The following is a 23630-nucleotide window of genomic DNA, read 5'->3' as shown; positions in this document are numbered from 1 at the left end:
ATCATTCTGATAAAAAAGAAAAGGCCGGTGTAAGCCGCCCTTTTACATTTGTTCATTATTTATACTTCGTCTGAATACGTTTCGTTCGCGTTTTTCTTTTTCATCACAAGTTCATCAGCATAAATTTCTTCAAGCGCTTTGCCAACGTATTTATGTGACTTATATGAATATAACAATTCTGACCCTTTATTTTCCTGCATATAACGTGCACGTTTAGCGGCAACACTAACGAGCGAGTATTTTGAATCAATTTTCGTCAATAAGTTATCAATGGATGGATATAACATTAATTTTCACCTTCTAGCATAATTTGATAGCGGTGTTGCACACGTTCACGTCGGCAATGCTCCGCTTCAATAATCGATTGGATGCGGCTGCACGCCCGCTCGACTTCATCATTTTCAACGACGTAGTCATATAAATCCATCATCTCAATTTCTTTTCTTGCCTGTTCCATACGGCCATGGATCACATCATCTGTCTCTGTGCCACGATTAATGATCCGGCTGTGCAGCTCGGAAAGACTTGGCGGTGCAAGAAAAATAAACAGTCCTTCCGGAAACTTTTCTCTTACCTGACGAGCGCCTTCCACTTCGATTTCGAGAAAAATATCGGTTCCTGCATCGAGTGTTGCGCGCACATAATCAACCGGTGTTCCATAATAGTTGCCGACAAATTCAGCATATTCCAACAGCTTTCCAGCTGCAATAAGCTGTTCAAATTCCTCACGGGATTTAAAAAAGTAATCGATCCCATCGACTTCTCCTTCACGCGGCTTGCGTGTCGTCATCGAAATCGAATAGTCGAACTTTACATCGTCCCTTGAAAAAATTGCTTTTCGCACCGTCCCTTTTCCGACACCTGATGGCCCGGACAATACGATCAGCAAACCTTTTTCTTTCACGTCTTTCACATTCCTTCCTCTGTGTCCTCATCTTTCAAAACAGCACGGTTCGCCACCGTTTCTGGCTGAACGGCTGATAAAACAATATGGTTGCTATCCGTAATGATAACTGCACGCGTCCGGCGGCCAAATGTCGCATCGACGAGGTTTCCCCGTTCACGTGAATCTTGAACAAGCCGTTTGATCGGTGCCGATTCTGGACTGACGATAGCTACAATCCGCTCTGCCGAGACGACACTGCCGAAACCAATATTGATTAACTGCATCGTCCACATTCCCCTTTGTTATTCTTATCCGTTCTTGCATACTTGATGTATTATATCATATTTTCTCCTATTATCGCTTAAAAAATAAGCGAACTGCAAATTTACGTATTCATATATTCCATGATATGATGGATAAATATGTTCGTTTGAAAAGGGAGTATGACTTATGGCATTTGATGGATTATTTACGAAGGCAATGGTGGAAGAATTGAACGAAGCGCTCACAGGCGGACGCGTCAATAAAATTCACCAGCCATATAAAAATGAATTGATTATGGTTATTCGAGCACGCGGAAAAAACAACAAGCTTTTGCTATCTGCTCATCCATCTTACGCACGAGTGCAATTGACAGATACGGTACAGGACAACCCATCCGAACCACCGCTTTTTTGTGTCATGATGCGTAAACATTTAGACGGAGCGATTTTAGAAAATATCCAGCAAAACGGTCTTGACCGGACGATTATGTTTGAGTTTAAAGGCAAAAATGAAATCGGAGATATTTCATACAAACAGCTGTACGTGGAAATAATGGGCCGCCATAGTAACATCATTCTCGTTGATAAAGAAAAAGGTACGATGATTGACAGTATTAAACACATACCGCCAGCGCAGAATAGCTACCGAACTATTTTACCAGGTTCACTTTACGTAAACCCGCCAGCGCAAAACAAAAAAAATCCACTTATCGCTGATGTGGAAACAGTCTTGCAGTCTATTGATTTTAATACCGGTAAAATTGGAAAACAACTCGTTGCTTCTTTTGAAGGATTATCTCCGCTCATTAGCAATGAAGTCGTTGCGTGTGCTGGTCTTGCCAACCGCGAAACGATTCCGGGTGCGTTTGTTAAAACAATGAAACCGATTCTTGAAAAAAAATATACGCCCGTTATGATCGATAGCGGTGATAAAACCTATTTTTATATGATCGACTTATCCCATTTAAAAGGTGAACGTACGAAACTTGATACATTATCCATGCTTCTGGACCGTTATTATTTCGGTAAAGCTGAACGCGACCGTGTCCGCCAGCAAGGAAATGACCTCGAGCGTTTAATCAGCAATGAACTTCAAAAAAACCGTTCAAAAATACACAAGCTCGAACGGACTCTTGAAGAAGCGGAAAATGCCGGTGAATATCAGCGTCTTGGCGAACTGTTAACAGCAAACTTGTATGCAGTAAAAAAAGGCATGAATGAGATACAAGTGCTCAATTATTATGATGAAGCAGGTTCCATGATTACGATCCCGCTTGATCCACGTAAAAATCCCGCTGACAACGCACAAAAATACTTTTCACGCTATCAAAAAGCGAAAAATGCGATCATCGTCGTTCAAGAACAGATCGCGAAAACGAATGATGAAATCTATTACTTTGAAGCTTTGTTTCAGCAGCTTGAATCCGCATCACCACGGGATATTGAAGAAATTCGTGAAGAACTCGTGGAAGAAGGCTACATTAAAGCACGTCATGTGAAAAAGAAAAAGAAACCTGAAAAACCAGTTATCGAAGAATATGTATCATCCGACGGTACGCTTATTCACGCTGGCAAAAACAATCGACAAAATGATTATTTAACGAATAAAGTGGCAAGACGTGATGATATATGGCTCCACACGAAAGACATTCCTGGCTCACACATCGTTATCCAATCAGCCGAACCGTCAGACGAAACCATTTTAGAAGCCGCGATCATCGCCGCCTACTATAGCAAAGCGAAAGAATCTTCTTCCGTACCAGTCGATTACACGAAAGTTCGCCACGTCAAAAAACCATCCGGTGCTAAACCTGGCTTTGTTATTTACGATCAGCAGCATACAGTTTATGTGACACCTGACGAAGGTAAAGTGATGGAGATGAAAAAATAAAAAAGCGAACAGAACAAGCTTGATTTTCTAACTTACACGCGAATCCTGTTCATTTTGTGCAAAAATAAAGAGATCGGTCACAAATTTGTGACCGATCTCTTTATTTCGTTCCCCACGCATCAGGGTTTTGTTTCCATTGTTTCAATGTTTCAATGTCGCTAGCCTCTACATATTCTTTTTCCGCTGCAACTTCAATCAATGCATCATAGTCGCTCAACGAAGCTGCTTGTAATTGAGCTTCCGCAAGACGTGAATCTCCTTTTGGCAATCCGTATGTAAAGATTGCTGCAACACCAAGGACGTCACAGCCTGCTTCGCGTAACGCTTCTGCCGCTGTAATCGCACTGCCTCCCGTTGAAATTAAATCTTCAATAACGACAACTTTCGCACCTTCTGCAATTTTACCTTCAATTTGGTTGCCTTTTCCGTGTTCTTTCGCTTTCGAGCGAACATAACACATTGGCAAGTTTAACACGTCTGATACCCATGCAGCATGAGGGATACCAGCGGTTGCTGTTCCAGCTAGGATTTCCGCTTCAGGATAGTTCGTTTTAATTAATTCAGCTAATCCTTTAGCGATTTTTTGACGCGTTTCTGGATAAGACAACGTCAACCGGTTATCGCAATAAATTGGTGACTTCATGCCAGAAGACCATGTAAATGGATCATTTGGCTGTAAATACACCGCACGGATTTTCAATAATTCTTCTGCAATTTCTTTTTTCATATTAAGATTGTCCCTCCCACAGTGCTTTCACATGATGATAGGCAGCGACTGGATCGGCTGCTTTCGTAATCGGACGGCCTACAACAATCATAGTCGAACCGATTTCGCGTGCTTCTCTAGGATCAGCAATTCGCTGCTGATCATCCACATTTCCATCTTTTAAGCGGATGCCCGGCGTTACTTTATAAAAGTCTTCACCGCATGCATTACGAATAGCCGATGCTTCAAGAACCGAGCAGACGACGCCGTCACAGCCTGCTTCTTTCGCTTTTTTCGCATAATGAAGAACAGACTCATGGAGCGGTACAGAAATTAACTGATCGGCCTGCATGGCTTCTTCTGATGTCGAAGTCAATTGTGTCACCGCCAGCAAAACTGGACGTTTGCCGTTAATAGACCCTTCATCCAGTCCCGCACGAGCCGCCGCCATCATTTGAACACCGCCTGCTGCATGAACGTTAATCATGTCCACACCGAGTGATGCGAGTCCTTTCATCGCCTGATGCACTGTATTTGGAATATCATGCAATTTTAAATCAAGGAAAATACGATGATTCATTTCTTTTAACCGTTCAATAATAAACGGGCCATTTTGCAAATAAAGCTCCATGCCGACTTTCACATACAGCTGTTCTTGATCAAAAGGGGCAAGAAATTGTTCGGTTTGCTCCCATGAAGGGAAGTCGAGTGCAATAATTGGTTCTCTCTCCATTACTTCCAGCTCCGCCCCTTCAGTTCGCTAATATGATCCACGTTATGTGCTTCTAAATATTGATCTAACTGCTCGATCAATTCTGTACATATAAACGGATTGACAAAGTTCGCTGTGCCAACTGCGACTGCATCTGCACCGGCAAAATAAAATTCAATAATGTCTTCTACGCTTGAAATGCCGCCCATGCCGATAATCGGTAAATTTGTATTCTGGCTGACTTCATAGACCATCCGAACAGCGACCGGTTTTACCGCAGGACCGGACAAGCCGCCTGTACGATTCGATAGTACTGGACGTGCTGTTTTTAAATCAATGCGCATACCGATTAATGTATTAATCATCGTAATGCCATCTGCACCGCCATCTTCTACGGCTTTCGCCATTTCAACAATATTCGTTACGTTTGGCGACAGCTTCACGTAAACTGGCACATCTGATACTTCTTTTACACGCTTTGTCAGCTCTTTCGCTGTTTCAGGAATGGTACCAAATGCGATGCCGCCTGTTTTGACGTTCGGGCAGGAAATGTTTAATTCAAGCGCATGAACGTTATCCACTTTGGAAATTTCTTTCGCTACCTGCACATAATCTTCTGTCTGTGATCCAGCTACGTTCGCAATAATCGGGACGTCAAATTGTTTCAACCACTCAAGTTCATTTGCGATGACTTTTTCAAGACCCGGGTTTTGAAGGCCGATCGCATTGAGCATGCCCGCCGGTGTTTCCGCGACACGTGGCGTGGCGTTGCCGTAGCGCGGTTCTTCTGTCGTCGCTTTAATCATGATTGCACCAAGCGAGCTTAAATCATATAGCTGGCTGAATTCACGGCCGAATCCAAAGCAGCCTGATGCTGGCATAACAGGATTTTTTAACGAAAGACCAGGAAGCTCAATATTTAATCTATTCAAAGCGCTACCTCCCCAGCTGAAAAGACTGGGCCATCGCTGCAAACTTTCAAATACGCAGTGCCCGATTCATCTTCTTTTGGATGGCAGACACAGGCGAAGCAAGCACCGATCCCACAACCCATCCGTTCTTCAAGCGAAATGTAACCGTGAGGAGCTGCATGAAGCTGTTCGACTGCTTTTAACATGACTGTTGGACCGCATGAATAAAAAATATCGGCTTTTAATCCGTGATTGTTCACAACATCTGTGACAAATCCTTGCTCACCGAGTGAACCGTCTACTGTAGATACATACGTGTCGCCAAGTGATAAAAATTGCTCTGTGTAAAACGCTGCTTCTTTATTTTGAAAACCAAGTACATGAATTGTTTTAACGCCTTTGGCATTTAAACGGCGCGATAATTCATACAGAGGAGGAACACCAATACCGCCTCCAATTAAAAGAGCTGTTTGCCCTGGTTGTGCTTCCTCAACTGGAAAACCATGACCGAGTGGACCTAGTACGTCAACAAAGTCGCCTGTGCGCTTTTTCGCAAGTGCATTCGTACCTGCCCCTTCTGCCCGGTAAATCATCGTAAATTCCTGTTTTTCCTGTTCGATGCGGGCAATGCTGATTGGGCGGCGCAACAGTGGGATCATTTCGTCACCTGCTTTCAAATGAACGAACTGACCTGGTTCGTTCATTTGATTAACAAGTGTACCTTGCAATGTCATTTCATAAATATTATGGGCGATTTCCGTCTGGTTTGTTACGGTCATCAACTCTTTTTGAATCATATATGAGCCGCCTCCAATGCCGGTTTTGGCATTGCTTCCGCGTTAAAGATCATTGATTCAAGTACTTGCAAAATTGCATCAGCTGTATCAAGTGATGTTAAGCATGGGATACCATTTTCGACTGTTTCGCGGCGAATACGGAATCCATCACGTGCTGGCTGTTTGCCTTTTGTGAGCGTATTAATAATAAATTGTGCCTGTCCACTGCGGATTAGATCAAGCATATCCGGACCTTTTGCACCAATTTTCGATACCGTTTCAACCGGTATACCGGATTGACGCAAGAAGTTCGCTGTACCGTATGTCGCAAGCAGCTGAAAGCCTATGTTGTGAAAGCGTTTTGCAAGTGCAAGTGCTTCGTCTTTATCTTTATCGGCTACAGTTAGCAGGACAGCACCTTTTCTCGGAATTTTCATACCGGATGCCACAAGTCCTTTATACAATGCTTTTTCAAGTGTATCATCTTTCCCCATTACTTCGCCTGTCGATTTCATTTCAGGACCGAGCGTTGTATCAACGCGGCGCAATTTAGCAAATGAGAATACCGGCACTTTAACATAGACACCCTCTTTTTCAGGTATAAGACCTGTCTCGTAGCCCATTTCTTTCAACGATTGGCCCATAATAGCTTTTGTGGCAACGTTCGCCATCGGAACATTGGTAATTTTGCTCAAGAATGGAACAGTACGACTTGAACGCGGATTCACTTCAATGACAAATATATCGCCTTTAGAGATAACATATTGAATGTTCAATAGACCGATAATGTTTAAGCCCTTTGCCAGTCTTACTGTGTAATCAATAATTTGTGCTTTTTGATCCTCTGTCAATTTTTGTGGTGGATAGACGGCAATGGAGTCACCTGAATGAACACCTGCGCGCTCAATATGCTCCATAATGCCCGGAATAACAACATCTGTACCATCCGAAATCGCATCGACTTCGATTTCCTGACCTGTTAAATAACGGTCAATCAATACTGGGTGCTCCGGGTTGATTTTTACTGCATTTGTCATATATTGAAGAAGTTCTGCCTCTTTATAGACGATTTCCATCGCACGTCCACCGAGTACATAAGAAGGACGGACGAGCACCGGGTAGCCAATGTTGTTCGCGATTTCAACCGCTGTCTCAACAGAGAACGCCGTTTTACCGAGCGGCTGCCGCACATCAAGTTCCTGCAATGCCTGCTCAAATTTATCTCGGTTTTCAGCACGGTCTACGTCTTCTAGGCTCGTACCAAGAATTTTCACACCATGTTCAACGAGTTTATCCGCAAGATTGATCGCTGTCTGTCCGCCGAACTGTACGATAACGCCTTCCGGTTTTTCATGATCGATAATGTGCATCACATCTTCAATTGTAAGTGGCTCAAAGTATAGTTTATCGGAAATACTGAAGTCCGTTGAGACCGTTTCTGGGTTATTGTTAACAATGATTGCCTCATAACCCGCTTCTTTTAACGCCCATACAGAGTGAACAGTCGCATAATCAAACTCGACACCCTGGCCAATACGAATTGGACCTGACCCAAGAACGACAACAGATTTGCGATCTGTCACGATTGATTCGTTTTCTTCTTCATAGGTACCGTAGTAGTACGGTGTTTCGGATTCAAATTCAGCGGCACACGTATCAACGGTTTTGAACACAGGAACGATGCCGTTTTCTTTGCGCCAGTCGTAAATTTCTTTATCTGTTTTCGCCCACATTTGTGCGATTGTTTTGTCTGCAAATCCGAGCTCTTTCGCTTTTTTGGCAACTGCGGTATCAAATGGATTATTTTCTATCTCTTTTTCAAAACGAACGATGTTTTCGAACTTTTTCAGGAAAAACAGGTCAATCTGGCTCCACTCGTGAATCGTTTCAATCGTAATGCCGCGGCGCAGTGCTTCACCAAGATAGAACAAACGCTCATCGCCTGCTTTACGAATACGTTTTTCAATAAAAGCATCCTCTTTATCCGCAAGTTCATCAAGTCCGAGGTGAAAAACGCCGCTTTCAAGTGAACGTACCGCTTTCAACATGGATTCTTCAAACGTACGGCCGATCGCCATGACTTCGCCTGTTGCTTTCATTTGCGTGCCAAGTGTCCGGTTTGCGTTTTCAAATTTATCAAATGGCCAGCGTGGAATTTTCGATACGATGTAATCAAGTGCAGGCTCAAAACATGCGTATGTTTTTCCTGTAACAGGGTTCATCATTTCGTCAAGGGTTAATCCGACCGCAATTTTCGCTGCAAGTTTCGCAATTGGATAACCTGTTGCTTTTGACGCAAGAGCAGATGAACGACTTACACGCGGGTTCACTTCAATAATGTAATACTGGAAACTATATGGATCAAGTGCAAGCTGTACGTTACAGCCACCTTCAATACCGAGCGCACGAATGATTTTCAATGACGTGTTGCGAAGCATTTGGTATTCACGATCCGTCAATGTTTGGCTTGGCGCCACAACGATCGAGTCGCCTGTATGAACACCGACTGGGTCAATGTTTTCCATGTTACATACAACGATCGCATTATCGCTTGAGTCACGCATCACTTCGTATTCAATTTCTTTAAAACCGGCTATGCTTTTCTCAAGAAGACATTGCGTTACAGGGCTATGCTTCAATCCGCTCGTGACAATTTCAATCAATTCTTCTTTATTCTCGCAAATTCCGCCGCCCGTGCCGCCTAGTGTATAAGCAGGACGCACGATCACTGGATAGCCAATTCGTTCAACGAATGCATATGCTTCTTCCAAGTTATGAATGATATCACTATCCGGTACTGGCTCGTTCAAATCATTCATTAAGGTACGGAAAAGATCACGGTCTTCAGCTTGTTCAATCGCAGACAATTTTGTTCCGAGTACTTCTACTTTGTATTCTTCAAGCACACCTGCATTGGCCAATTCAACCGCCATATTCAAACCTGTCTGCCCGCCAAGTGTCGGCAAAACCGCGTCTGGACGTTCTTTTTGGATAATGCGGCTTACAAATTCAAGTGTGATCGGTTCGATATAAACAGCATCTGCAATTTCTGCATCCGTCATAATCGTTGCCGGATTCGAGTTAACAAGAATGACTCGATATCCTTCTTCTTTTAACGCAAGGCATGCCTGCGTTCCTGCGTAGTCGAACTCTGCTGCCTGGCCAATCACAATAGGGCCGGAACCAATGACGAGTATACTTTTAATATCTGTGCGTTTAGGCATTTTGTTTCTCCTTTGCAACGTTCTTTTTCATCATATCAATAAAGCGGTCAAATAAAATATTGTCATCTTCCGGACCTGGTGATGCTTCTGGATGGTATTGAACCGTGAATGCCGGATATGTTTTATGAGCAAGTCCTTCGACTGTACCATCGTTCAATGCAAGATGCGTCACTTTCAAGTCTGTGTTTTTAATCGTTTCTTCATCTACAGCATAGCCATGATTTTGTGATGTAAGAGCTGTTCGTCCTGTTTCCAAATCTTTAACCGGGTGGTTCGATCCCCGGTGACCAAATTTCAACTTAAATGTATCCGCGCCTGATGCAAGCGCGAACAGCTGATGGCCAAGACAAATACCGAAAACCGGCACTTTTCCGATCAAATATTTAACCGTTTCAATTGCATACGGCACATCTTTTGGGTCTCCAGGTCCGTTTGTCAACATAATACCATCTGGCTTGAACTGCATAATTTGTTCACCTGTCGTATCATGCGGCACGACGGTGACATCACAGTCACGGTTGTTTAGCTCTCGTAAAATGCCATGCTTCATACCAAAATCAATGAGCACAACGCGGAATCCGCGGCCCGGACTTGGATATGCAGATTTCGTTGACACCTGTGCCACCTGGTCTGTCGGCAATACGGTTGCCTGCAGACGGTGAACAACTTCTTCTGCATTTGCATCTGCAGACACAATAGCACCTTTTAATGCCCCATATTTACGAATGATACGTGTTAATTTACGTGTGTCGATACCAGAAATGCCTGGAATGTCTTTCATTTTTAAATATTCATCAATTGAAAATTCACTTCTGAAGTTAGAAGGAAAATCAGCTGCTTCTTTTACAACAAGTGCTTTCACAGCCGGTTGAATCGTTTCAAAATCGTCACGGTTTATACCATAGTTTCCGATTAATGGATACGTAAATGTGACAATCTGTCCGCAAAACGACGGATCAGACAATGTTTCCTGATAGCCTGTCATTCCTGTTGTAAAAACGACTTCGCCTGTAATATCTTTGTTACTTCCAAACCCCTCGCCAGTAAATATCGTTCCGTCTTCTAAAATCAGCTGTTTTTTCATGATTGTTTCGTTCCTTCCTGCCATACAAGATTTCCTTCAAAAAATGTTACTGTCGGCCATCCAGTTAACTTGCGGCCTGTAAATGGCGTGTTTTTCCCTTTAGATAAAAATGTTTCTGGATCGACTTCTTTTTCTGTTTCAAGGTCAATAACCGTAATATCCGCTACAGCCCCTACTTCTAAACGGCCAAACGGCAAATTAAATGTTTCAGATGGCTTGATCGTCATCCAATCAACAAGTTGTTTCAATGTCATCACATTTTTTTGCACAAGTTCTGTATATAGAAGCGGGAATGCTGTTTCAAATCCTGTAATGCCGAATGGTGCTTTTTGAATGCCGGCTGCTTTTTCTTCCGCAGTATGCGGTGCATGATCCGTTGCGATGAAATCAATTGTCCCATCAAGCAGTCCTCCGATTAACGCCTCTTTATCTGCTGACGAGCGCAACGGTGGATTCATTTTAAAATTCGGGTCTTGATCTGGAATATCAAGATCTGTTAGCACAAGATGATGCGGTGATACTTCTCCTGTCACACGAATGCCGGCTTTTTTTGCATCGCGGATGACGCGGACCGATTCTTTTGTACTGACATGACAAACGTGATAGTGACAGTTTGCTGCTTCGGCAAGCAGTACATCACGAGCAATTTGCACCGATTCACAGATCGCAGGAATACCAGGAATACCTTCACGTTTTGAATATTCTCCTTCGTGAACGGCACCGCCATAAATTAAACTGTTATCTTCGCAGTGTGCAACAATCGCCATGTCGATCGCTGCTGCTTTTTTCATAGCTGCATGCATCATGCCTGCCTCTTGAATACCCACGCCATCGTCTGTATAAGCAAATGCACCATTTTCTTTTAATAGGGGGAAGTCAACGAGTTCTTTCCCGGCTTGGCGAATCGTAATCGATGCATATGGCAATACGCGGACGTGCGCTTTTTGATCGATTAAGCCGTTTACTTTTTGGAGGTTTTCTACTGTATCTGGTACAGGGCGTGTGTTTGGCATGGCGGCAATTGTCGTGAACCCGCCTTTTGCTGCGGCCATTGTGCCTGAATCGATCGTTTCTTTATGCTCACCACCCGGCTCTCGCAAATGAACATGCAGATCTACAAGGCCCGGTGCAACTAAGCTGCCGCCTGCATCGATAACTTCTTCATTGGATGCTGTAAGATCCGTTCCGATTTCAGCAATTTTACCGTCCTGAATGCGAATATCCGCACTCAATAATTCACCGTTTTCGCTTAAGATTTGTCCATTTCTAATTAACCAGCTCATTTGACAGTCTCCCTTCAAGTACCTCTTTTAATACAGCCATACGTACGTATACCCCATTTTCCATCTGTTTAAATATACGTGATCGTTCGCATTCAACCAAGCTGTCGGCAATTTCTGCATCGCGGTTTACCGGTGCTGGGTGCATAATAATACTTCTATTTTTCATACGGTGTTCCCGCTCTTCTGTCAATCCAAAGCGAACGTGATATTCTTCTTTCGTCATCGAGGACGCCACTTGGTGCCGTTCATGCTGAATGCGCAGAAGCATGAGTACATCCACCTGCTCGATGAGTTCATCAATTTCAACGAATCCGCCCGAGTTCATAAATTCATCTTCAAACCATTCTGGTGGTCCTGAAAACTTCACATCTGCGCCAAGTCTTTGCAATGCTTCTGCATTCGAACGGGCGACACGGCTATGACGAATGTCACCGACAATGCCAATTTTCAGTCCTTCAAACGAACCAAATTCCTGTTGAATAGTGAGTAGGTCAAGCAAACATTGTGTCGGATGCTGTCCACATCCATCGCCTGCGTTAATAACTGGAATGTCAATATGGCCGACAAGTTCATCATAATATGCATCTTCTTCGTGGCGGATGACAACTGCATTCACACCGATTGCTTCCATCGTACGTACCGTGTCATACAGCGTTTCACCTTTTAATACACTCGAGCTGCCGACATCAAATGGAATGACACCAAGTCCTATTTTTCGTTCTGCCATTTCAAAACTCGTTTTCGTTCTCGTACTCGCTTCGAAAAACAAATTTGCGACAAATAATTTTTCATCTGGTGACCAAACCTCGCCTTCCGCAAATTTCTGTGCCTGCATTAATATTAACAAAATTTCATCTTTATTCAAATCCCTAATTGAAACTATATTTTTCATCGTCGATTTCCGCCTCCGTTTTCATGAAAAAAACACCCTCAAGAATGGGGTGTTTTCTCGTCTTTACAGCATAACGAAGCTGTACTGCACAAACGTGCAGAACGATTTCACCCTTAAATGCCTCTCGTGCACTTTTAAAAGGTTGTCAATGTTCATAAAGCCTCTCACGACTTTCATTTAACATTCATCTTTATTCATATATACTAATACGATCAAATTCGTCTACTTCTTCAAGTGTAACGACAATACGCTCACTTTTTGCTGTCGGGATATTTTTCCCGATGTAATCGGCTCGAATCGGCAATTCCCGGTGACCTCTATCAACAAGCGCCGCCATTTGAATATGCGACGGCCTTCCGATGTCCATGATCGCATCCATCGCCGCTCGTACGGTCCGTCCTGTATAAAGCACATCATCGGCTAAAATAACGGTTTTACCATTGATATCAATTGGAATGTCTGATCCTCTCACTTCTGGATCGTGACTTTTCATTTCATGCGTCAAGTCATCACGATATAGCGTAATATCAAGCTCACCAACTGGAATGTGTAGTCCTTCTATTTGAAAAATACGTTCTGCCAGCCGCTTTGCAACATAAATACCTCGTGTTTTAATCCCGATTAATACACAGTTGTCAATGCCCTTATTCCGCTCAATGATCTCATGTGCAATTCTCGTCAGTGCCCTGTGAATTGCCTGCTGATCAAGCACAACTGCTTTTTCCACAAAAAAAGCCTCCTCACCCGTTACGGTGAGAAGGCGTACTGATCCCTACGTATGCGGTATTACATATACCGCATTTTATCCGATCCCTTCCCAGCCTCTCGGGACTGTTCTTAAAGGTTCTTATTCAACTGCATTTATTTTAACGATAACCGCACAGATTGTCAATTATTTTTCTTCAGTTCAATAAGAAGGTCGTCAAATTCTTTTGGGGCAGGTGCTTCAAACTCCATGTATTCATCTGTACGTGGATGAACAAATCCGAGAATACCTGCATGAAGCGCCTGTCCATCATGTTTAAGCGTTTTTTTCGGTCCATATTTCGGATCGCCTGCTAGGGGAAAACCGATATACTTCATATGCACGCGAATTTGATGCGTACGTCCTGTTTCGAGTTCACATTCAACGAGCGTAAATTCTTCAAATCGCTCGATCACATGAAAGTGAGTGACCGCGGCTTTTCCATTATCAACGACCGCCATTTTTTGACGATCTTTCGGATCGCGGCCAATTGGTGCTTCAATTGTGCCAAAATCATGTGGAATCACACCATGCACAACAGCTTTATATTTTCTTGTGACTGATTTTTCAACGAGCTGATTGACAAGCTTTTCATGTGCCATGTCGTTTTTCGCGACCATTAACAGCCCTGACGTATCTTTATCAATCCGATGGACAATCCCTGGACGCATAACACCATTAATGCCCGACAAATCTTTACAGTGAAACATTAACCCATTCACAAGCGTACCGCTCACGTGGCCCGGTGCGGGATGAACGACCATGCCACTCGGTTTATTCACAACAATAACATCCGTATCCTCATAATACACATCGAGCTGTAAATCCTCTGCTTCAATTTTCAATTCTTCTGGTTCTGGAATGTGAATCGTCACTTCATCACCGGCGACGGCTTTATAGTTCGCTTTCACAGGTTTGCCATTAACGAGTACGTGCCCTTCTTTTAACCAATCCTGGACTTGTGTCCGTGAAAACTGTTCATCTTGTGCTGCAGCCAATTTGTCAATCCGGCTGCCATTTTCTTCTTCCGCTACGGTAAAATTCATGTTTTCCATCTTATTCCTTCTTTCCTTTTCGATCTTCAATAAACATAGCTCCAAATAATAACAGAACACCAATCGTCAGTGCTGCATCCGCAATGTTAAAAATTGGGAAGTGGTAACCGAAAATAAACGTCTGTATGAAATCAACGACTTCGCCGCGAAACAACCGGTCAATAAAATTGCCGATCGCACCACCAAGCAAAATTGCCAGCGATGTTTTCATTAATGGTTTTCCTTTTGCCTCTGTCTGCATAAAATACACAAGAGCTACGACGACGACTGCGGTAATGATATAAAATAGCCAGAATTTACCTTCAAGCATCCCCCATGCCGCACCTCGATTTCGGTGAGATGTTATATGAATGATGTCGTCAATCACTTTTACACTTTCGCCGATTTCCATTGACGCAACAATGAGCCACTTCGTCCATTGATCTAATAAGATTACTAACAGTGTCAATATATAATACATCTATACGTTCCTCCATCCGCCTGGATAACGGTGAAAAGAGGTTAGCGGTTGCTAACCTCTTTTTCTTATCCTTTAGTTTAATTCTGGATAATGCTCGGCTACAACCTCAGCACAGCGGGGGCAAAGTGTTGAATGTGCTGGATCGTGTCCAACTTCTTCAGTCACCGTCCAACAGCGTTCACACGTTTCACCGGACGCTTTCTCAACGACAACAGACGCTGTGTCAAGCTTCACTGCATTGCCTGGTGCATCTGCTTTGGAACCCACTACTTCAAACCCGGATACGATAAACAATTGTTTCAAATCTTCCTGAATGGATGCAAGAAGGTCCGTTACATCACTGTCAGCGTATAAACGTACGTGTGCTGTAAGCGATTTGCCGATCACTTTCTCATTACGCGCTTTTTCCAGCGCTTTTAACACATCGTCACGCACATTCATAAACGCTGTCCATTTGGCTGTTAAACTTGCTGCATCCGCGATCTCTTTATACTCCGGCATATCTGTCAACTGAACGTATTGTTCTGTTGCCCCCGGTACTTCTGTCCATACTTCATCTGCTGTATGCGGCAAAATTGGAGAAAGTAGTTTTGCAAGAGCTGTTAACGTTTCATAAAGAACTGTTTGAATCGCCCGGCGCTCCGACTGATCTTCCGCTTCGATATAAAGAACGTCTTTAGCAAAATCAAGATAGAACGAACTCATATCTACTGTAAAGAAATTGTTGATTGCATGATAAATAGCTGCGAATTCATAGTTTTCATAATAGCTGCGGACATTTTTAATCAATTCATTTAATTTCACAAGCATAAACTGATCAACTTCACGCAAGTTTTCATGCGAAACAGCATGCTTTGCGGGATCAAATCCATCGAGGTTTCCAAGCAGGAAACGGAATGTATTGCGGATCTTCCGATATACTTCTGTAACCTGTTTCAAAATCGCATCAGATACACGTACATCCGCCTGAAAGTCAACAGACGCTACCCATAAGCGTAAAATATCCGCCCCGAGCTGATCCATCACTTTTGATGGGATAACCGTATTGCCTAGTGATTTGCTCATTTTACGGCCTTCGCCATCAAGTGCAAATCCGTGGCTAAGAACACCTTTATACGGCGCTTTTCCTGTTACAGCAACGCCAGTAATAAGAGAGGAATTAAACCAGCCCCGGTATTGGTCTGATCCTTCTAAATAAAGATCGGCCGGACGCTGTGCGTCATCACGAAGTTCAAGAACACCTTGATGAGATGAGCCTGAGTCAAACCAAACATCCATAATATCATTTTCTTTCGTAAACTCACCATTCGGACTGCCTGGATGTGTAAAACCTTCTGGCAATAAATCTTTTGTTTCACGCTTAAACCAGATGTTCGAACCGTGTTCACGGAACAAATCGGATACATGTGCTATTGTTTCATCTGTAATGATTGGCTCACCGTTTTCTGCATAGAACACAGGTATTGGCACACCCCACGCGCGCTGACGGGAAATACACCAGTCGCCTCGGTCACGGATCATGTTGAATAGACGCGTTTCACCCCATGATGGTACCCATTTCGTTTCTTTAACAGCTTCTAATAATTCTGGACGGAATGCATCAATTGACGCAAACCATTGCGCTGTTGCACGGTAAATAACTGGTTTTTTAGTCCGCCAGTCATGCGGGTATGAATGTGTAATAAATTCCATATTCAAAAGCGCACCGACTTCCGTGAGCTTTTCCGTAATCGCTTTGTTTGCTTTATCATAGAAAAGGCCTTCAAAACCAGGTGCTTCTTCTGTCATCACACCTCGGTCATTCACTGGACAAAGAACATCAAGACCGTATTTTTTACCGATGATAAAGTCATCTTCTCCATGTCCGGGTGCTGTATGAACGCATCCTGTACCGGAATCGGTTGTCACGTGTTCGCCAAGCATAACGAGTGAATCACGATCGTAAATCGGGTGAGCAGCGATAATGTTCTCCAACTCTTCCCCTTTGACCGTTTTTTCCTTCGTGTAAGAGCCCCAGCCAATTTTCTCCGCTACCTCTTCAAGAAGGGCTTCTGCCACGACAAAACGATCGCCGCCTGAATTTACGACAGCATAAGCAAGGTCCGGGTGAACAGCAATACCAAGATTCGCAGGAATCGTCCACGGTGTTGTCGTCCAAATGATTATTTTCGTGCCTTCTTCAAGTACACCATTACCTTGTTTTACATTGAACGCCACATAAATAGACGCAGATTTTTTATCCTTGTATTCAATTTCCGCTTCAGCAAGTGCTGATTCAGACGAAGGCGACCAGTAAACTGGTTTCAGTCCTTTATAAATATAGCCTTTCTTCGCCATTTCACCGAATACTTTAATTTGCTGTGCCTCGTACTCCGGCTTCAATGTAATGTATGGATTTTCCCAATCACCACGAACACCGAGACGTTTAAACTGTGTACGCTGACTGTCAATTTGTTTATAGGCATAGTCTTCACAAAGCTGGCGGAACTGAGCCACTGTCATTTCTTTTCGATTCACACCCGAGTTTGTAAGTGCCTGTTCAATTGGCAAACCGTGTGTATCCCAGCCTGGAATATAAGGCGCGTAATAACCGCTCATTGATTTAAAGCGGACAATAAAATCTTTCAAAATTTTATTCAACGCATGTCCGATATGAATATCCCCGTTTGCATAAGGGGGTCCATCATGTAAAACAAACATCGGGCGGTCTTTCGTACGATCGAGCACCTGCTTGTAAATATCTGCTTCATTCCATGTTTTTTGCATATCTGGTTCACGTTTCGGCAAATTGCCCCGCATCGGGAATTCTGTTTTAGGCATTAATAATGTCTCTTTATAATTCATGTCCCATTCTCCTTTAATCTAAATGTAATAAATACAAAAAAACCTTTTACATCCCCTAAATAAGGGACGAAAAAGGTTTCCGCGGTACCACCCTGATTGACAGCAACTACACTGTCCGCTCACCATCCGTAACGTGGATGAGCCGCTTGTCCGCTACTATTCGTTCACGAAAAGCACTCAAGGGTGATCTTCCGTCAACAATCAGCAGCCGGGCTTACACCCTCCCCGGTTCGCTTTAACACTGATTTATGTAAACGTACTGTCCCCGTCATCGTTTTTGCTTATATAGTTATTTGAATGAATCCATTATAAAAATGAACCGGTCATCCGTCAAGTTTACATGTCGTCTTCGCTTAATTGCTCGATTTCATCCGTATCCACTTCAAAACCCATTAACGCATCCCAATCGTCGTTGCTCAACAAATCTAACTGTGCTTCCATCAACATTTTAAATCGTGTCCGGAATACTTTTGACTGTTTTTTCAATTCTTCAATTTCAACTGCAATACGACGCGCCTTTGACAAAGACTCCTCAACAATACGATCCGCATTTCTTTCAGCTTCCCGCACAAGCAGTTTCGCTTCTTTTTGTGCATTGCGTTTCACGTCTTCCGCTGTTTCCTGCGCAATGACAATCGATTTGTTTAATGTTTCCTCAATATTGGATAAATAACTAAGCCGCTCCGTCTGTGAAGCAAGCTTTGTTTCCATTTCTTTTTTTTCACGAATAATGAGTTCATAATCTTTTATTATTTGATTTAAATAATCATTCACTTCGTCTTCATCATACCCACGAAATGAACGTCCGAATTCTTTTTTATGTATGTCCAACGGCGTTAAGGGCATACAGTCACCTCCAAAGCGTTACATTAACAACTGTATTTTATTATAAAGGTTTTTTCGCTCTTTTGTATGGAAATCTTTTTATTTTCTTAAATTTATTTCAAAATACCCAGCGTCAGGCGCCATTTCTCTCTTTTCGTTTGTCCATCAATCGATAAAATTTTCATCCGTCCGCTACCCCGCACAGACAATACATCTTGTTCTGCACATTCAAACGACGGATTGTCGACCGCTTTCCAATTTACCTTCACAGCACCGCCTTTAATTAACTGTTGTGCTTTTTGCCTAGACATCGCAGGTAATGAAGCAATAACAGTGTCCAAACGGATAGATGTGACCGTAACAGACTGTTCGTGCCAACTTTCTATCGATTGAATAGCTTCCTGAAACAATTTTTCTTTCAACTTGACTGGCACTTTACCAACATGTTCAAAATGCGTATCCATATAACTAGCCGTTTCTTTTACGACAAAAAGCTGAAAACGGCTGCCATCTGTCATGATGTCACCAAACTTTTCCCGTTTTAACCCGAGTCCCATTAAACTGCCGAGAATCTGAGGATGACTAATGGTTGAAAATTTTTCTGGATAATCAATTTCGTATAATACGACATCGTAATCCGTTACATCCGGCTCATAGTAATCCGGATGAATAAGAGCTCGCTTCCGTTCTGCCGATTCCGTACCACCAAAAAAAGATACTCGCACGTCTTCATCTGAACCGACAACAGAACGGATAATCTGTCTTTCGCGCGGATCAAGAAATCCGGTCAACTTTGGCGCATACATTTCCGTAACTTGCTGCTTCCATTCTATCGCTTTATCAATAAACTCTTTTTCTTCCGGTCTGAAATGCTGATAAATTCCGCTCAATCTATTCTCCCCTTATACCCACAGTGACAGCTGCGACAGACCGCTTTGCGCTAAGCGCAGCACGATTAACGCGACAATAGGCGAAATGTCGAACATACCAATGGCCGGGACAAAGCGGCGAAACGGTTCAAGATAGGGTTCACTGATCTTTGTTAAAAAGCGTCCAATCGTTGTTTCTCGTGCATTTGGAAACCATGACATCAAAATATATGCGATCAACACCCATGAATATAGTTCTAGAGCTCTGTAAATAATATAAATGATTGTATCCATTCGACTTATTGCCACCCCGTTTTATCATGATCGTTATTGCCAAATTGTGTAATACTTCCACTGATTTCAACATTTTCAGGTGCGCAGAAAAAGATTTTTTCTCCGATTTGCTGTATTTCTCCACCAATGGCATACACTGTACCGCCTAGAAAGTCAACAATACGGCGTGCTTGATCCGTTTGAATGCGCTGCAAATTGACGATGACCGCTTTTTTCATTTTTAAATGATCGGCAATTTCCTGTGCTTCCGCGAAAATGCGCGGTTCAGCCATAATGACTTTTGCTGGCTTTTGCGCACTTTTCAAGCTGACAACATTCTTTTTTCGCGTTGTAGACTGCTCATGTTCTTCTTCATATACATCTTCTTCCACCATATCATAATCTTCTTCGTCTAAAAGAAAAAATGATTTAAATTTCGATTTCACTCCCACGGTTCCACCTCCGCTCTCATTCTTCACCAACAAGCGCTGTGCCAATCCGAACCATCGTTGCTCCTTCTTCAATTGCAATGTCAAAATCGTTGCTCATACCCATTGAGAGCTCATTGCATGGTGCATAATCAAGATGTAATGCCTGCACACGGCTTTTGCATTCTGCTAACCGGCGAAAACAGGCACGAAGCACTTCTCGGTCTTCCGTAAGCGGTGCCATTGTCATCAATCCACACACACGCACATTTTTATATACAGCAAGTGCTTCAATAAATGGTATAACCGCTTCCGGCTCTAAGCCATGTTTTGATTCTTCGCCGGACACATTGACCTGTACAAAGCAGTTTACCGTTTTACTCGTACGGCGGTCAATTTCTTTAGCGAGCGATTCACGGTCAAGCGAGTGAATATAGTCGATTTTATCAATAACTAATTTCACTTTTCTCGTCTGCAATGAACCAATAAAATGCCACTTTGCTCGGTTACCAATTGCTTCATACTTTGCATTCAATCCCTCATCCCGATTTTCACCAAGGTCGATGATACCTGCTTCCACGGCTTCTTCTGCCCGCTCTACAGACACGTATTTCGTCACCGCAATGATTTTTATCTCATTAGGATTCCGCCCCGCATGGCTTGCGGCTTCCTCAATACGATTTGTAATGGTTGCTAAATTCTCACTGACTCTCATCATTTCATTCCTTCCAGCCAATATAACTCATCATTCTGCCTGTATGACCTCCGTCGCGCCGATAAGAAAAAAAATCGGGTGAACAACTTGTACAAAGGTGCGTCATGTAAATATTTTCTTCCAACACGCCCGATTTTAAGAAAATGTCCTTATTAAAGTTCTGCAATGAAAAATAAAATGTATCCGGTTCATCTGAAACCGGTAAAAACGATCTTGTTTCATAGCGGCTATACCATTTTTCTGCTTCATCTGTGACCATTTTACCCACTTTATAGCAATTGCCACAAATGGATGGACCGATGACGACCTCAATATCTTCAAGTCTACTCCCTTGCTTTTCCCATTTTTTGATCATCGCGGAGCCGATGCCTCCGACAGATCCTTTCCAGCCGGCATGCGCTGTACCAATCCTTTTTGACGATCGGTCGCAAAAATAAAGCGGCACACAGTCTGCATAGCAAAGTGTCAATAAAATGCCTAGGTCATTTGTATAAAGACCATCTGTAGACGAAAGCGCACTATTATAATCAAGCGCGCCTCGTCCACTGTCTTCTTTCGTTACTTGTTCAATATGCGTGCTATGTGTCTGCTCACACCCAACCCACTGTCTTACCGGGATACCCGTTTTCTCTCCGATACGTATTCGATTCTGTCGAACAGCTGATGGGTCATCATGTACGTGAAACGCTGTATTTAATTTGTTAAAAATGCCTGATCCCTCGTTCTTTGATGTAAATCCGGCTATTAAGCCTGGGAACTCTTTTTCCCAACGTTCAATACGATACAGACCATCTATTGATTTTTTAAAAGGTTCTGTCATTATCTTCTCCTGCACATTTTCCTCTAGTGTACCACACCGAACCATTTTACGTCATTGTTCATCTTCTTCTGATGGCTTTTCACCATGACGAACTAAAATAACATCGCCGCCAATTTTTACAATATTCATCCAAAAAATAATGATTTCTTCTTCTTTGCCGAATAAACCGAATTTTTTCCCGCTTTGTTCAATAATTAATGCAGAAATGGCTCCTGTTGTACTGTTTAATTCAATATCAGCAAGCCTGCCAAGTTTTTTCCCATCTGTCACATTGACGATATCTTTTAATTGAAAATCAGAGATGCGCATGATAATGCCCCCTTTCTCTCATATGTATGTATCAAAACAAAGAAAAAAAACAGGAAGTAAAAAACTCCTGTTTTGAATTAGTCGTTTATTCTCTTTTTCATTTGCTTAATGGCTCCTTTTTCAAGACGGGACACCTGCGCCTGGGAAATACCAATTTCATCCGCGACTTCCATTTGGGTTCTCCCACTGAAAAATCGTCTTTCCACAATCATTTTTTCTCTTTCTGACAATCTGTTCAATTCATCGGTTACCGTCATCGAATCAACCCATTCTTTTTCACGATCTTTTCCGTCACTTATTTGATCCATCATATAAATCGGATCGCCGCCATCTTGAAATACAGGTTCAAACAGCGACACGGGGTCTTGAATAGCATCAAGCGCAAATACCATCTCTTCTTTTGGCACATCAATCGCCCGGGCAATATCTTCAGCAGCCGGCTCTACAGATCGTTCTGCTGTCAATCTCTCTCTTGCCTGTAATGCTTTATACGCAATATCACGAAGCGAGCGCGAGACACGGATCGGATTATTATCTCGCAGATAGCGTCGTATTTCACCAATAATCATCGGCACAGCATACGTTGAAAAGCGGACATTATGACCTAAATCAAAGTTATCAATCGATTTCATTAAACCAATACATCCAACTTGAAATAAATCATCCGCCTGTTCATTGCGATGATTGAACCGTTGAATAACACTTAAAACAAGACGCAAATTTCCTGTAACAAGTTCTTCGCGCGCACTTTTGTCACCGCTTTGATATTTTATAAATAGAACTTTCATTTCAGGATTTGTTAAAACAGGAAGCTTTGATGTATCGACACCGCACAGTACAACTTTATTCCGGGCCATCACTGTTCCTCCTCATGATGTCTGTTTCTTAGAACAGTATTTCCGACCCGGAAAATTTTATTCAGCGCAGTTTATTCAATTCTTTCTTCAGTCGTCCAATGATTTTCTTTTCCAGACGTGAAATGTATGACTGTGAAATGCCGAGTAGATCGGCGACTTCTTTTTGCGTTTTTTCTTCCTGCCCATTTATCCCAAAACGCATTTCAATAATCTGTTTTTCACGGCCTTCCAGATCTTCAAGTGCTTCTGCCACTAAATGTTTGTCAACATCTTCTTCAATCCCTTTCGTAATAATGTCATTCTCTGTTCCAAGCACATCTGACAAAAGCAATTCATTGCCATCCCAGTCAACGTTTAGTGGCTCGTCAAATGAAATTTCTGAGCGTATTTTATTATTGCGGCGTAAATACATTAAAATTTCGTTTTCAATACAGCGTGATGCATATGTTGCGAGTTTAATTTTCTTTTCGGGATTAAATGTGTTCACCGCTTTAATTAATCCGATTGCCCCGATACTAATTAAGTCTTCGATATGAATACCGGTGTTTTCAAACTTACGGGCAATGTAAACAACAAGCCGTAAATTGCGCTCAATCAACATCGCCCTAACCGCTTTATCACCGGATGGAAGCTTCGTAAGCAAGTGCGCTTCTTCATCACGCGACAACGGCGGCGGTAACGCTTCACTTCCACCAATATAGTAAATCGCTTTCGACTTCATTCCCGCTTTTTGAAGCACATTATACATCACATACATCCATTTCGTTTTGACTGGCCGCATATAAACCCACTCACCTTTCCA

Annotated in this window: 25 protein-coding genes and 1 other annotated feature; of the genes, 1 reads left to right on the top strand and 24 read right to left on the bottom strand. The window is 42.8% G+C overall.

The features are described from left to right. Window positions 1-59 precede the first annotated feature (59 nt). The 3 genes from rpoZ to remA are packed head-to-tail and all read right to left on the bottom strand — an operon-like array spanning window position 60 to window position 1170. Window positions 60-287: a DNA-directed RNA polymerase subunit omega gene (gene rpoZ, locus A3M5_RS0103110; RefSeq protein WP_018392297.1), complete on the bottom strand. Its 228-nt coding sequence runs from the start codon at window positions 285-287 to the stop codon at window positions 60-62. Next, a complete protein-coding gene (gene gmk / locus A3M5_RS0103105; RefSeq protein ID WP_026221569.1) occupies window positions 287-904 on the bottom strand; it encodes a guanylate kinase in 618 nt (205 codons plus the stop codon). Before gmk ends, rpoZ begins: the two co-directional genes overlap by 1 nt. 5 nt (window positions 905-909) lie before the next feature. Continuing rightward, entirely contained in the window at window positions 910-1170 is a 261-nt protein-coding gene (remA, locus tag A3M5_RS0103100; RefSeq protein WP_018392295.1) for an extracellular matrix/biofilm regulator RemA, read from the bottom strand. 166 nt (window positions 1171-1336) lie between these two features. Between remA and A3M5_RS0103095 the strand changes: the two genes are divergently transcribed. Further along, window positions 1337-3040 carry an Rqc2 family fibronectin-binding protein gene (locus A3M5_RS0103095; RefSeq protein ID WP_018392294.1) on the top strand — a complete coding sequence of 568 codons (1704 nt, stop codon included), beginning with the start codon at window positions 1337-1339 and terminating at the stop codon, window positions 3038-3040. A 100-nt stretch (window positions 3041-3140) separates the two neighbouring features. Here A3M5_RS0103095 and pyrE read toward each other — a convergent pair whose 3' ends face one another. The 21 genes from pyrE to sigE form a co-directional block, all read right to left on the bottom strand. Continuing rightward, the gene (gene pyrE / locus A3M5_RS0103090) at window positions 3141-3767 is read right to left on the bottom strand and encodes an orotate phosphoribosyltransferase (protein WP_018392293.1); all 627 of its coding nucleotides are present in this window, start codon (window positions 3765-3767) and stop codon (window positions 3141-3143) included. A gap of 1 nt (window position 3768) precedes the next feature. Next, complete coding sequence (pyrF, locus tag A3M5_RS0103085; RefSeq protein WP_018392292.1) at window positions 3769-4479, bottom strand: orotidine-5'-phosphate decarboxylase; 711 nt, start codon at window positions 4477-4479, stop codon at window positions 3769-3771. Then, entirely contained in the window at window positions 4479-5390 is a 912-nt protein-coding gene (locus A3M5_RS0103080) for a dihydroorotate dehydrogenase (RefSeq protein ID WP_018392291.1), read from the bottom strand. The genes pyrF and A3M5_RS0103080 overlap by 1 nt, the downstream gene beginning before the upstream one ends. Next, entirely contained in the window at window positions 5387-6166 is a 780-nt protein-coding gene (locus A3M5_RS0103075; RefSeq protein WP_018392290.1) for a dihydroorotate dehydrogenase electron transfer subunit, read from the bottom strand. Before A3M5_RS0103075 ends, A3M5_RS0103080 begins: the two co-directional genes overlap by 4 nt. Beyond that, entirely contained in the window at window positions 6163-9369 is a 3207-nt protein-coding gene (carB, locus tag A3M5_RS0103070) for a carbamoyl-phosphate synthase large subunit (RefSeq protein WP_018392289.1), read from the bottom strand. The genes A3M5_RS0103075 and carB overlap by 4 nt, the downstream gene beginning before the upstream one ends. Further along, a complete protein-coding gene (locus tag A3M5_RS0103065; protein WP_026221568.1) occupies window positions 9362-10453 on the bottom strand; it encodes a carbamoyl phosphate synthase small subunit in 1092 nt (363 codons plus the stop codon). The genes carB and A3M5_RS0103065 overlap by 8 nt, the downstream gene beginning before the upstream one ends. Next, window positions 10450-11736, bottom strand: a complete 1287-nt coding sequence (pyrC, locus tag A3M5_RS0103060) for a dihydroorotase (RefSeq protein WP_018392287.1) — start codon at window positions 11734-11736, stop codon at window positions 10450-10452. Before pyrC ends, A3M5_RS0103065 begins: the two co-directional genes overlap by 4 nt. Continuing rightward, window positions 11720-12628, bottom strand: coding sequence for an aspartate carbamoyltransferase catalytic subunit (locus A3M5_RS0103055; protein WP_018392286.1), 909 nt, complete (start codon window positions 12626-12628; stop codon window positions 11720-11722). The genes pyrC and A3M5_RS0103055 overlap by 17 nt, the downstream gene beginning before the upstream one ends. 190 nt (window positions 12629-12818) lie before the next feature. Beyond that, complete coding sequence (gene pyrR, locus A3M5_RS0103050; protein WP_018392285.1) at window positions 12819-13355, bottom strand: bifunctional pyr operon transcriptional regulator/uracil phosphoribosyltransferase PyrR; 537 nt, start codon at window positions 13353-13355, stop codon at window positions 12819-12821. Between the two features lie 161 nt (window positions 13356-13516). Beyond that, window positions 13517-14428: an RluA family pseudouridine synthase gene (locus A3M5_RS0103045; RefSeq protein ID WP_018392284.1), complete on the bottom strand. Its 912-nt coding sequence runs from the start codon at window positions 14426-14428 to the stop codon at window positions 13517-13519. 1 nt (window position 14429) lies between these two features. Then, on the bottom strand, window positions 14430-14888 hold the full coding sequence (gene lspA, locus A3M5_RS0103040; protein WP_018392283.1) for a signal peptidase II: 459 nt from the start codon (window positions 14886-14888) through the stop codon (window positions 14430-14432). Window positions 14889-14960: 72 nt separating this feature from the next. After that, on the bottom strand, window positions 14961-17732 hold the full coding sequence (ileS, locus tag A3M5_RS0103035) for an isoleucine--tRNA ligase (protein WP_018392282.1): 2772 nt from the start codon (window positions 17730-17732) through the stop codon (window positions 14961-14963). A 59-nt stretch (window positions 17733-17791) separates the two neighbouring features. Then, window positions 17792-18013, bottom strand: a binding site (T-box leader). 55 nt (window positions 18014-18068) lie between these two features. Beyond that, entirely contained in the window at window positions 18069-18578 is a 510-nt protein-coding gene (locus tag A3M5_RS0103030; protein WP_018392281.1) for a DivIVA domain-containing protein, read from the bottom strand. A gap of 92 nt (window positions 18579-18670) precedes the next feature. Further along, the gene (locus A3M5_RS0103025; RefSeq protein ID WP_018392280.1) at window positions 18671-19447 is read right to left on the bottom strand and encodes a YlmH family RNA-binding protein; all 777 of its coding nucleotides are present in this window, start codon (window positions 19445-19447) and stop codon (window positions 18671-18673) included. Window positions 19448-19459: 12 nt separating this feature from the next. After that, window positions 19460-19720: a YggT family protein gene (locus A3M5_RS0103020; protein WP_018392279.1), complete on the bottom strand. Its 261-nt coding sequence runs from the start codon at window positions 19718-19720 to the stop codon at window positions 19460-19462. A gap of 5 nt (window positions 19721-19725) precedes the next feature. Next, a complete protein-coding gene (locus A3M5_RS0103015; protein ID WP_018392278.1) occupies window positions 19726-20151 on the bottom strand; it encodes a cell division protein SepF in 426 nt (141 codons plus the stop codon). Between the two features lie 16 nt (window positions 20152-20167). Next, entirely contained in the window at window positions 20168-20842 is a 675-nt protein-coding gene (locus A3M5_RS0103010) for a YggS family pyridoxal phosphate-dependent enzyme (protein ID WP_026221567.1), read from the bottom strand. A gap of 4 nt (window positions 20843-20846) precedes the next feature. Next, on the bottom strand, window positions 20847-21662 hold the full coding sequence (gene pgeF, locus A3M5_RS0103005) for a peptidoglycan editing factor PgeF (RefSeq protein ID WP_018392276.1): 816 nt from the start codon (window positions 21660-21662) through the stop codon (window positions 20847-20849). A 51-nt stretch (window positions 21663-21713) separates the two neighbouring features. Next, window positions 21714-21974 carry a YlmC/YmxH family sporulation protein gene (locus A3M5_RS0103000; RefSeq protein ID WP_026221566.1) on the bottom strand — a complete coding sequence of 87 codons (261 nt, stop codon included), beginning with the start codon at window positions 21972-21974 and terminating at the stop codon, window positions 21714-21716. Window positions 21975-22048: 74 nt separating this feature from the next. After that, window positions 22049-22828, bottom strand: a complete 780-nt coding sequence (sigG, locus tag A3M5_RS0102995) for an RNA polymerase sporulation sigma factor SigG (protein WP_018392274.1) — start codon at window positions 22826-22828, stop codon at window positions 22049-22051. A 61-nt stretch (window positions 22829-22889) separates the two neighbouring features. After that, window positions 22890-23609: an RNA polymerase sporulation sigma factor SigE gene (sigE, locus tag A3M5_RS0102990; RefSeq protein WP_018392273.1), complete on the bottom strand. Its 720-nt coding sequence runs from the start codon at window positions 23607-23609 to the stop codon at window positions 22890-22892. Window positions 23610-23630: the final 21 nt, after the last annotated feature.

This window comes from Bacillus sp. 37MA (assembly GCF_000372765.1).
Classification (GTDB): Bacteria; Bacillota; Bacilli; order Bacillales; family Domibacillaceae; genus Domibacillus; species Domibacillus aminovorans.
Note: the sequence above shows the minus strand (reverse complement) of the source record. Positions and strands in the feature narration are given on the sequence as shown.

Excerpts from the sequence above, each read along its gene's own strand:
- A3M5_RS0103030 (WP_018392281.1), bottom strand. The coding sequence starts at position 18,578 with ATGCCCTTAACGCCGTTGGACATACATAAAAAAGAATTCGGACGTTCA.
- A3M5_RS0103065 (WP_026221568.1), bottom strand. The coding sequence starts at position 10,453 with ATGAAAAAACAGCTGATTTTAGAAGACGGAACGATATTTACTGGCGAG.
- A3M5_RS0103045 (WP_018392284.1), bottom strand. The coding sequence starts at position 14,428 with ATGGAAAACATGAATTTTACCGTAGCGGAAGAAGAAAATGGCAGCCGG.
- lspA (WP_018392283.1), bottom strand. The coding sequence starts at position 14,888 with ATGTATTATATATTGACACTGTTAGTAATCTTATTAGATCAATGGACG.
- A3M5_RS0103055 (WP_018392286.1), bottom strand. The coding sequence starts at position 12,628 with ATGAAAAATATAGTTTCAATTAGGGATTTGAATAAAGATGAAATTTTG.
- carB (WP_018392289.1), bottom strand. The coding sequence starts at position 9,369 with ATGCCTAAACGCACAGATATTAAAAGTATACTCGTCATTGGTTCCGGC.
- pyrF (WP_018392292.1), bottom strand. The coding sequence starts at position 4,479 with ATGGAGAGAGAACCAATTATTGCACTCGACTTCCCTTCATGGGAGCAA.
- pyrC (WP_018392287.1), bottom strand. The coding sequence starts at position 11,736 with ATGAGCTGGTTAATTAGAAATGGACAAATCTTAAGCGAAAACGGTGAA.
- pyrE (WP_018392293.1), bottom strand. The coding sequence starts at position 3,767 with ATGAAAAAAGAAATTGCAGAAGAATTATTGAAAATCCGTGCGGTGTAT.
- sigG (WP_018392274.1), bottom strand. The coding sequence starts at position 22,828 with ATGGCCCGGAATAAAGTTGTACTGTGCGGTGTCGATACATCAAAGCTT.
- ileS (WP_018392282.1), bottom strand. The coding sequence starts at position 17,732 with ATGAATTATAAAGAGACATTATTAATGCCTAAAACAGAATTCCCGATG.
- rpoZ (WP_018392297.1), bottom strand. The coding sequence starts at position 287 with ATGTTATATCCATCCATTGATAACTTATTGACGAAAATTGATTCAAAA.
- pgeF (WP_018392276.1), bottom strand. The coding sequence starts at position 21,662 with ATGACAGAACCTTTTAAAAAATCAATAGATGGTCTGTATCGTATTGAA.
- remA (WP_018392295.1), bottom strand. The coding sequence starts at position 1,170 with ATGCAGTTAATCAATATTGGTTTCGGCAGTGTCGTCTCGGCAGAGCGG.
- sigE (WP_018392273.1), bottom strand. The coding sequence starts at position 23,609 with ATGCGGCCAGTCAAAACGAAATGGATGTATGTGATGTATAATGTGCTT.
- A3M5_RS0103010 (WP_026221567.1), bottom strand. The coding sequence starts at position 20,842 with ATGAGAGTCAGTGAGAATTTAGCAACCATTACAAATCGTATTGAGGAA.
- A3M5_RS0103020 (WP_018392279.1), bottom strand. The coding sequence starts at position 19,720 with ATGGATACAATCATTTATATTATTTACAGAGCTCTAGAACTATATTCA.
- A3M5_RS0103075 (WP_018392290.1), bottom strand. The coding sequence starts at position 6,166 with ATGATTCAAAAAGAGTTGATGACCGTAACAAACCAGACGGAAATCGCC.
- A3M5_RS0103095 (WP_018392294.1), top strand. The coding sequence starts at position 1,337 with ATGGCATTTGATGGATTATTTACGAAGGCAATGGTGGAAGAATTGAAC.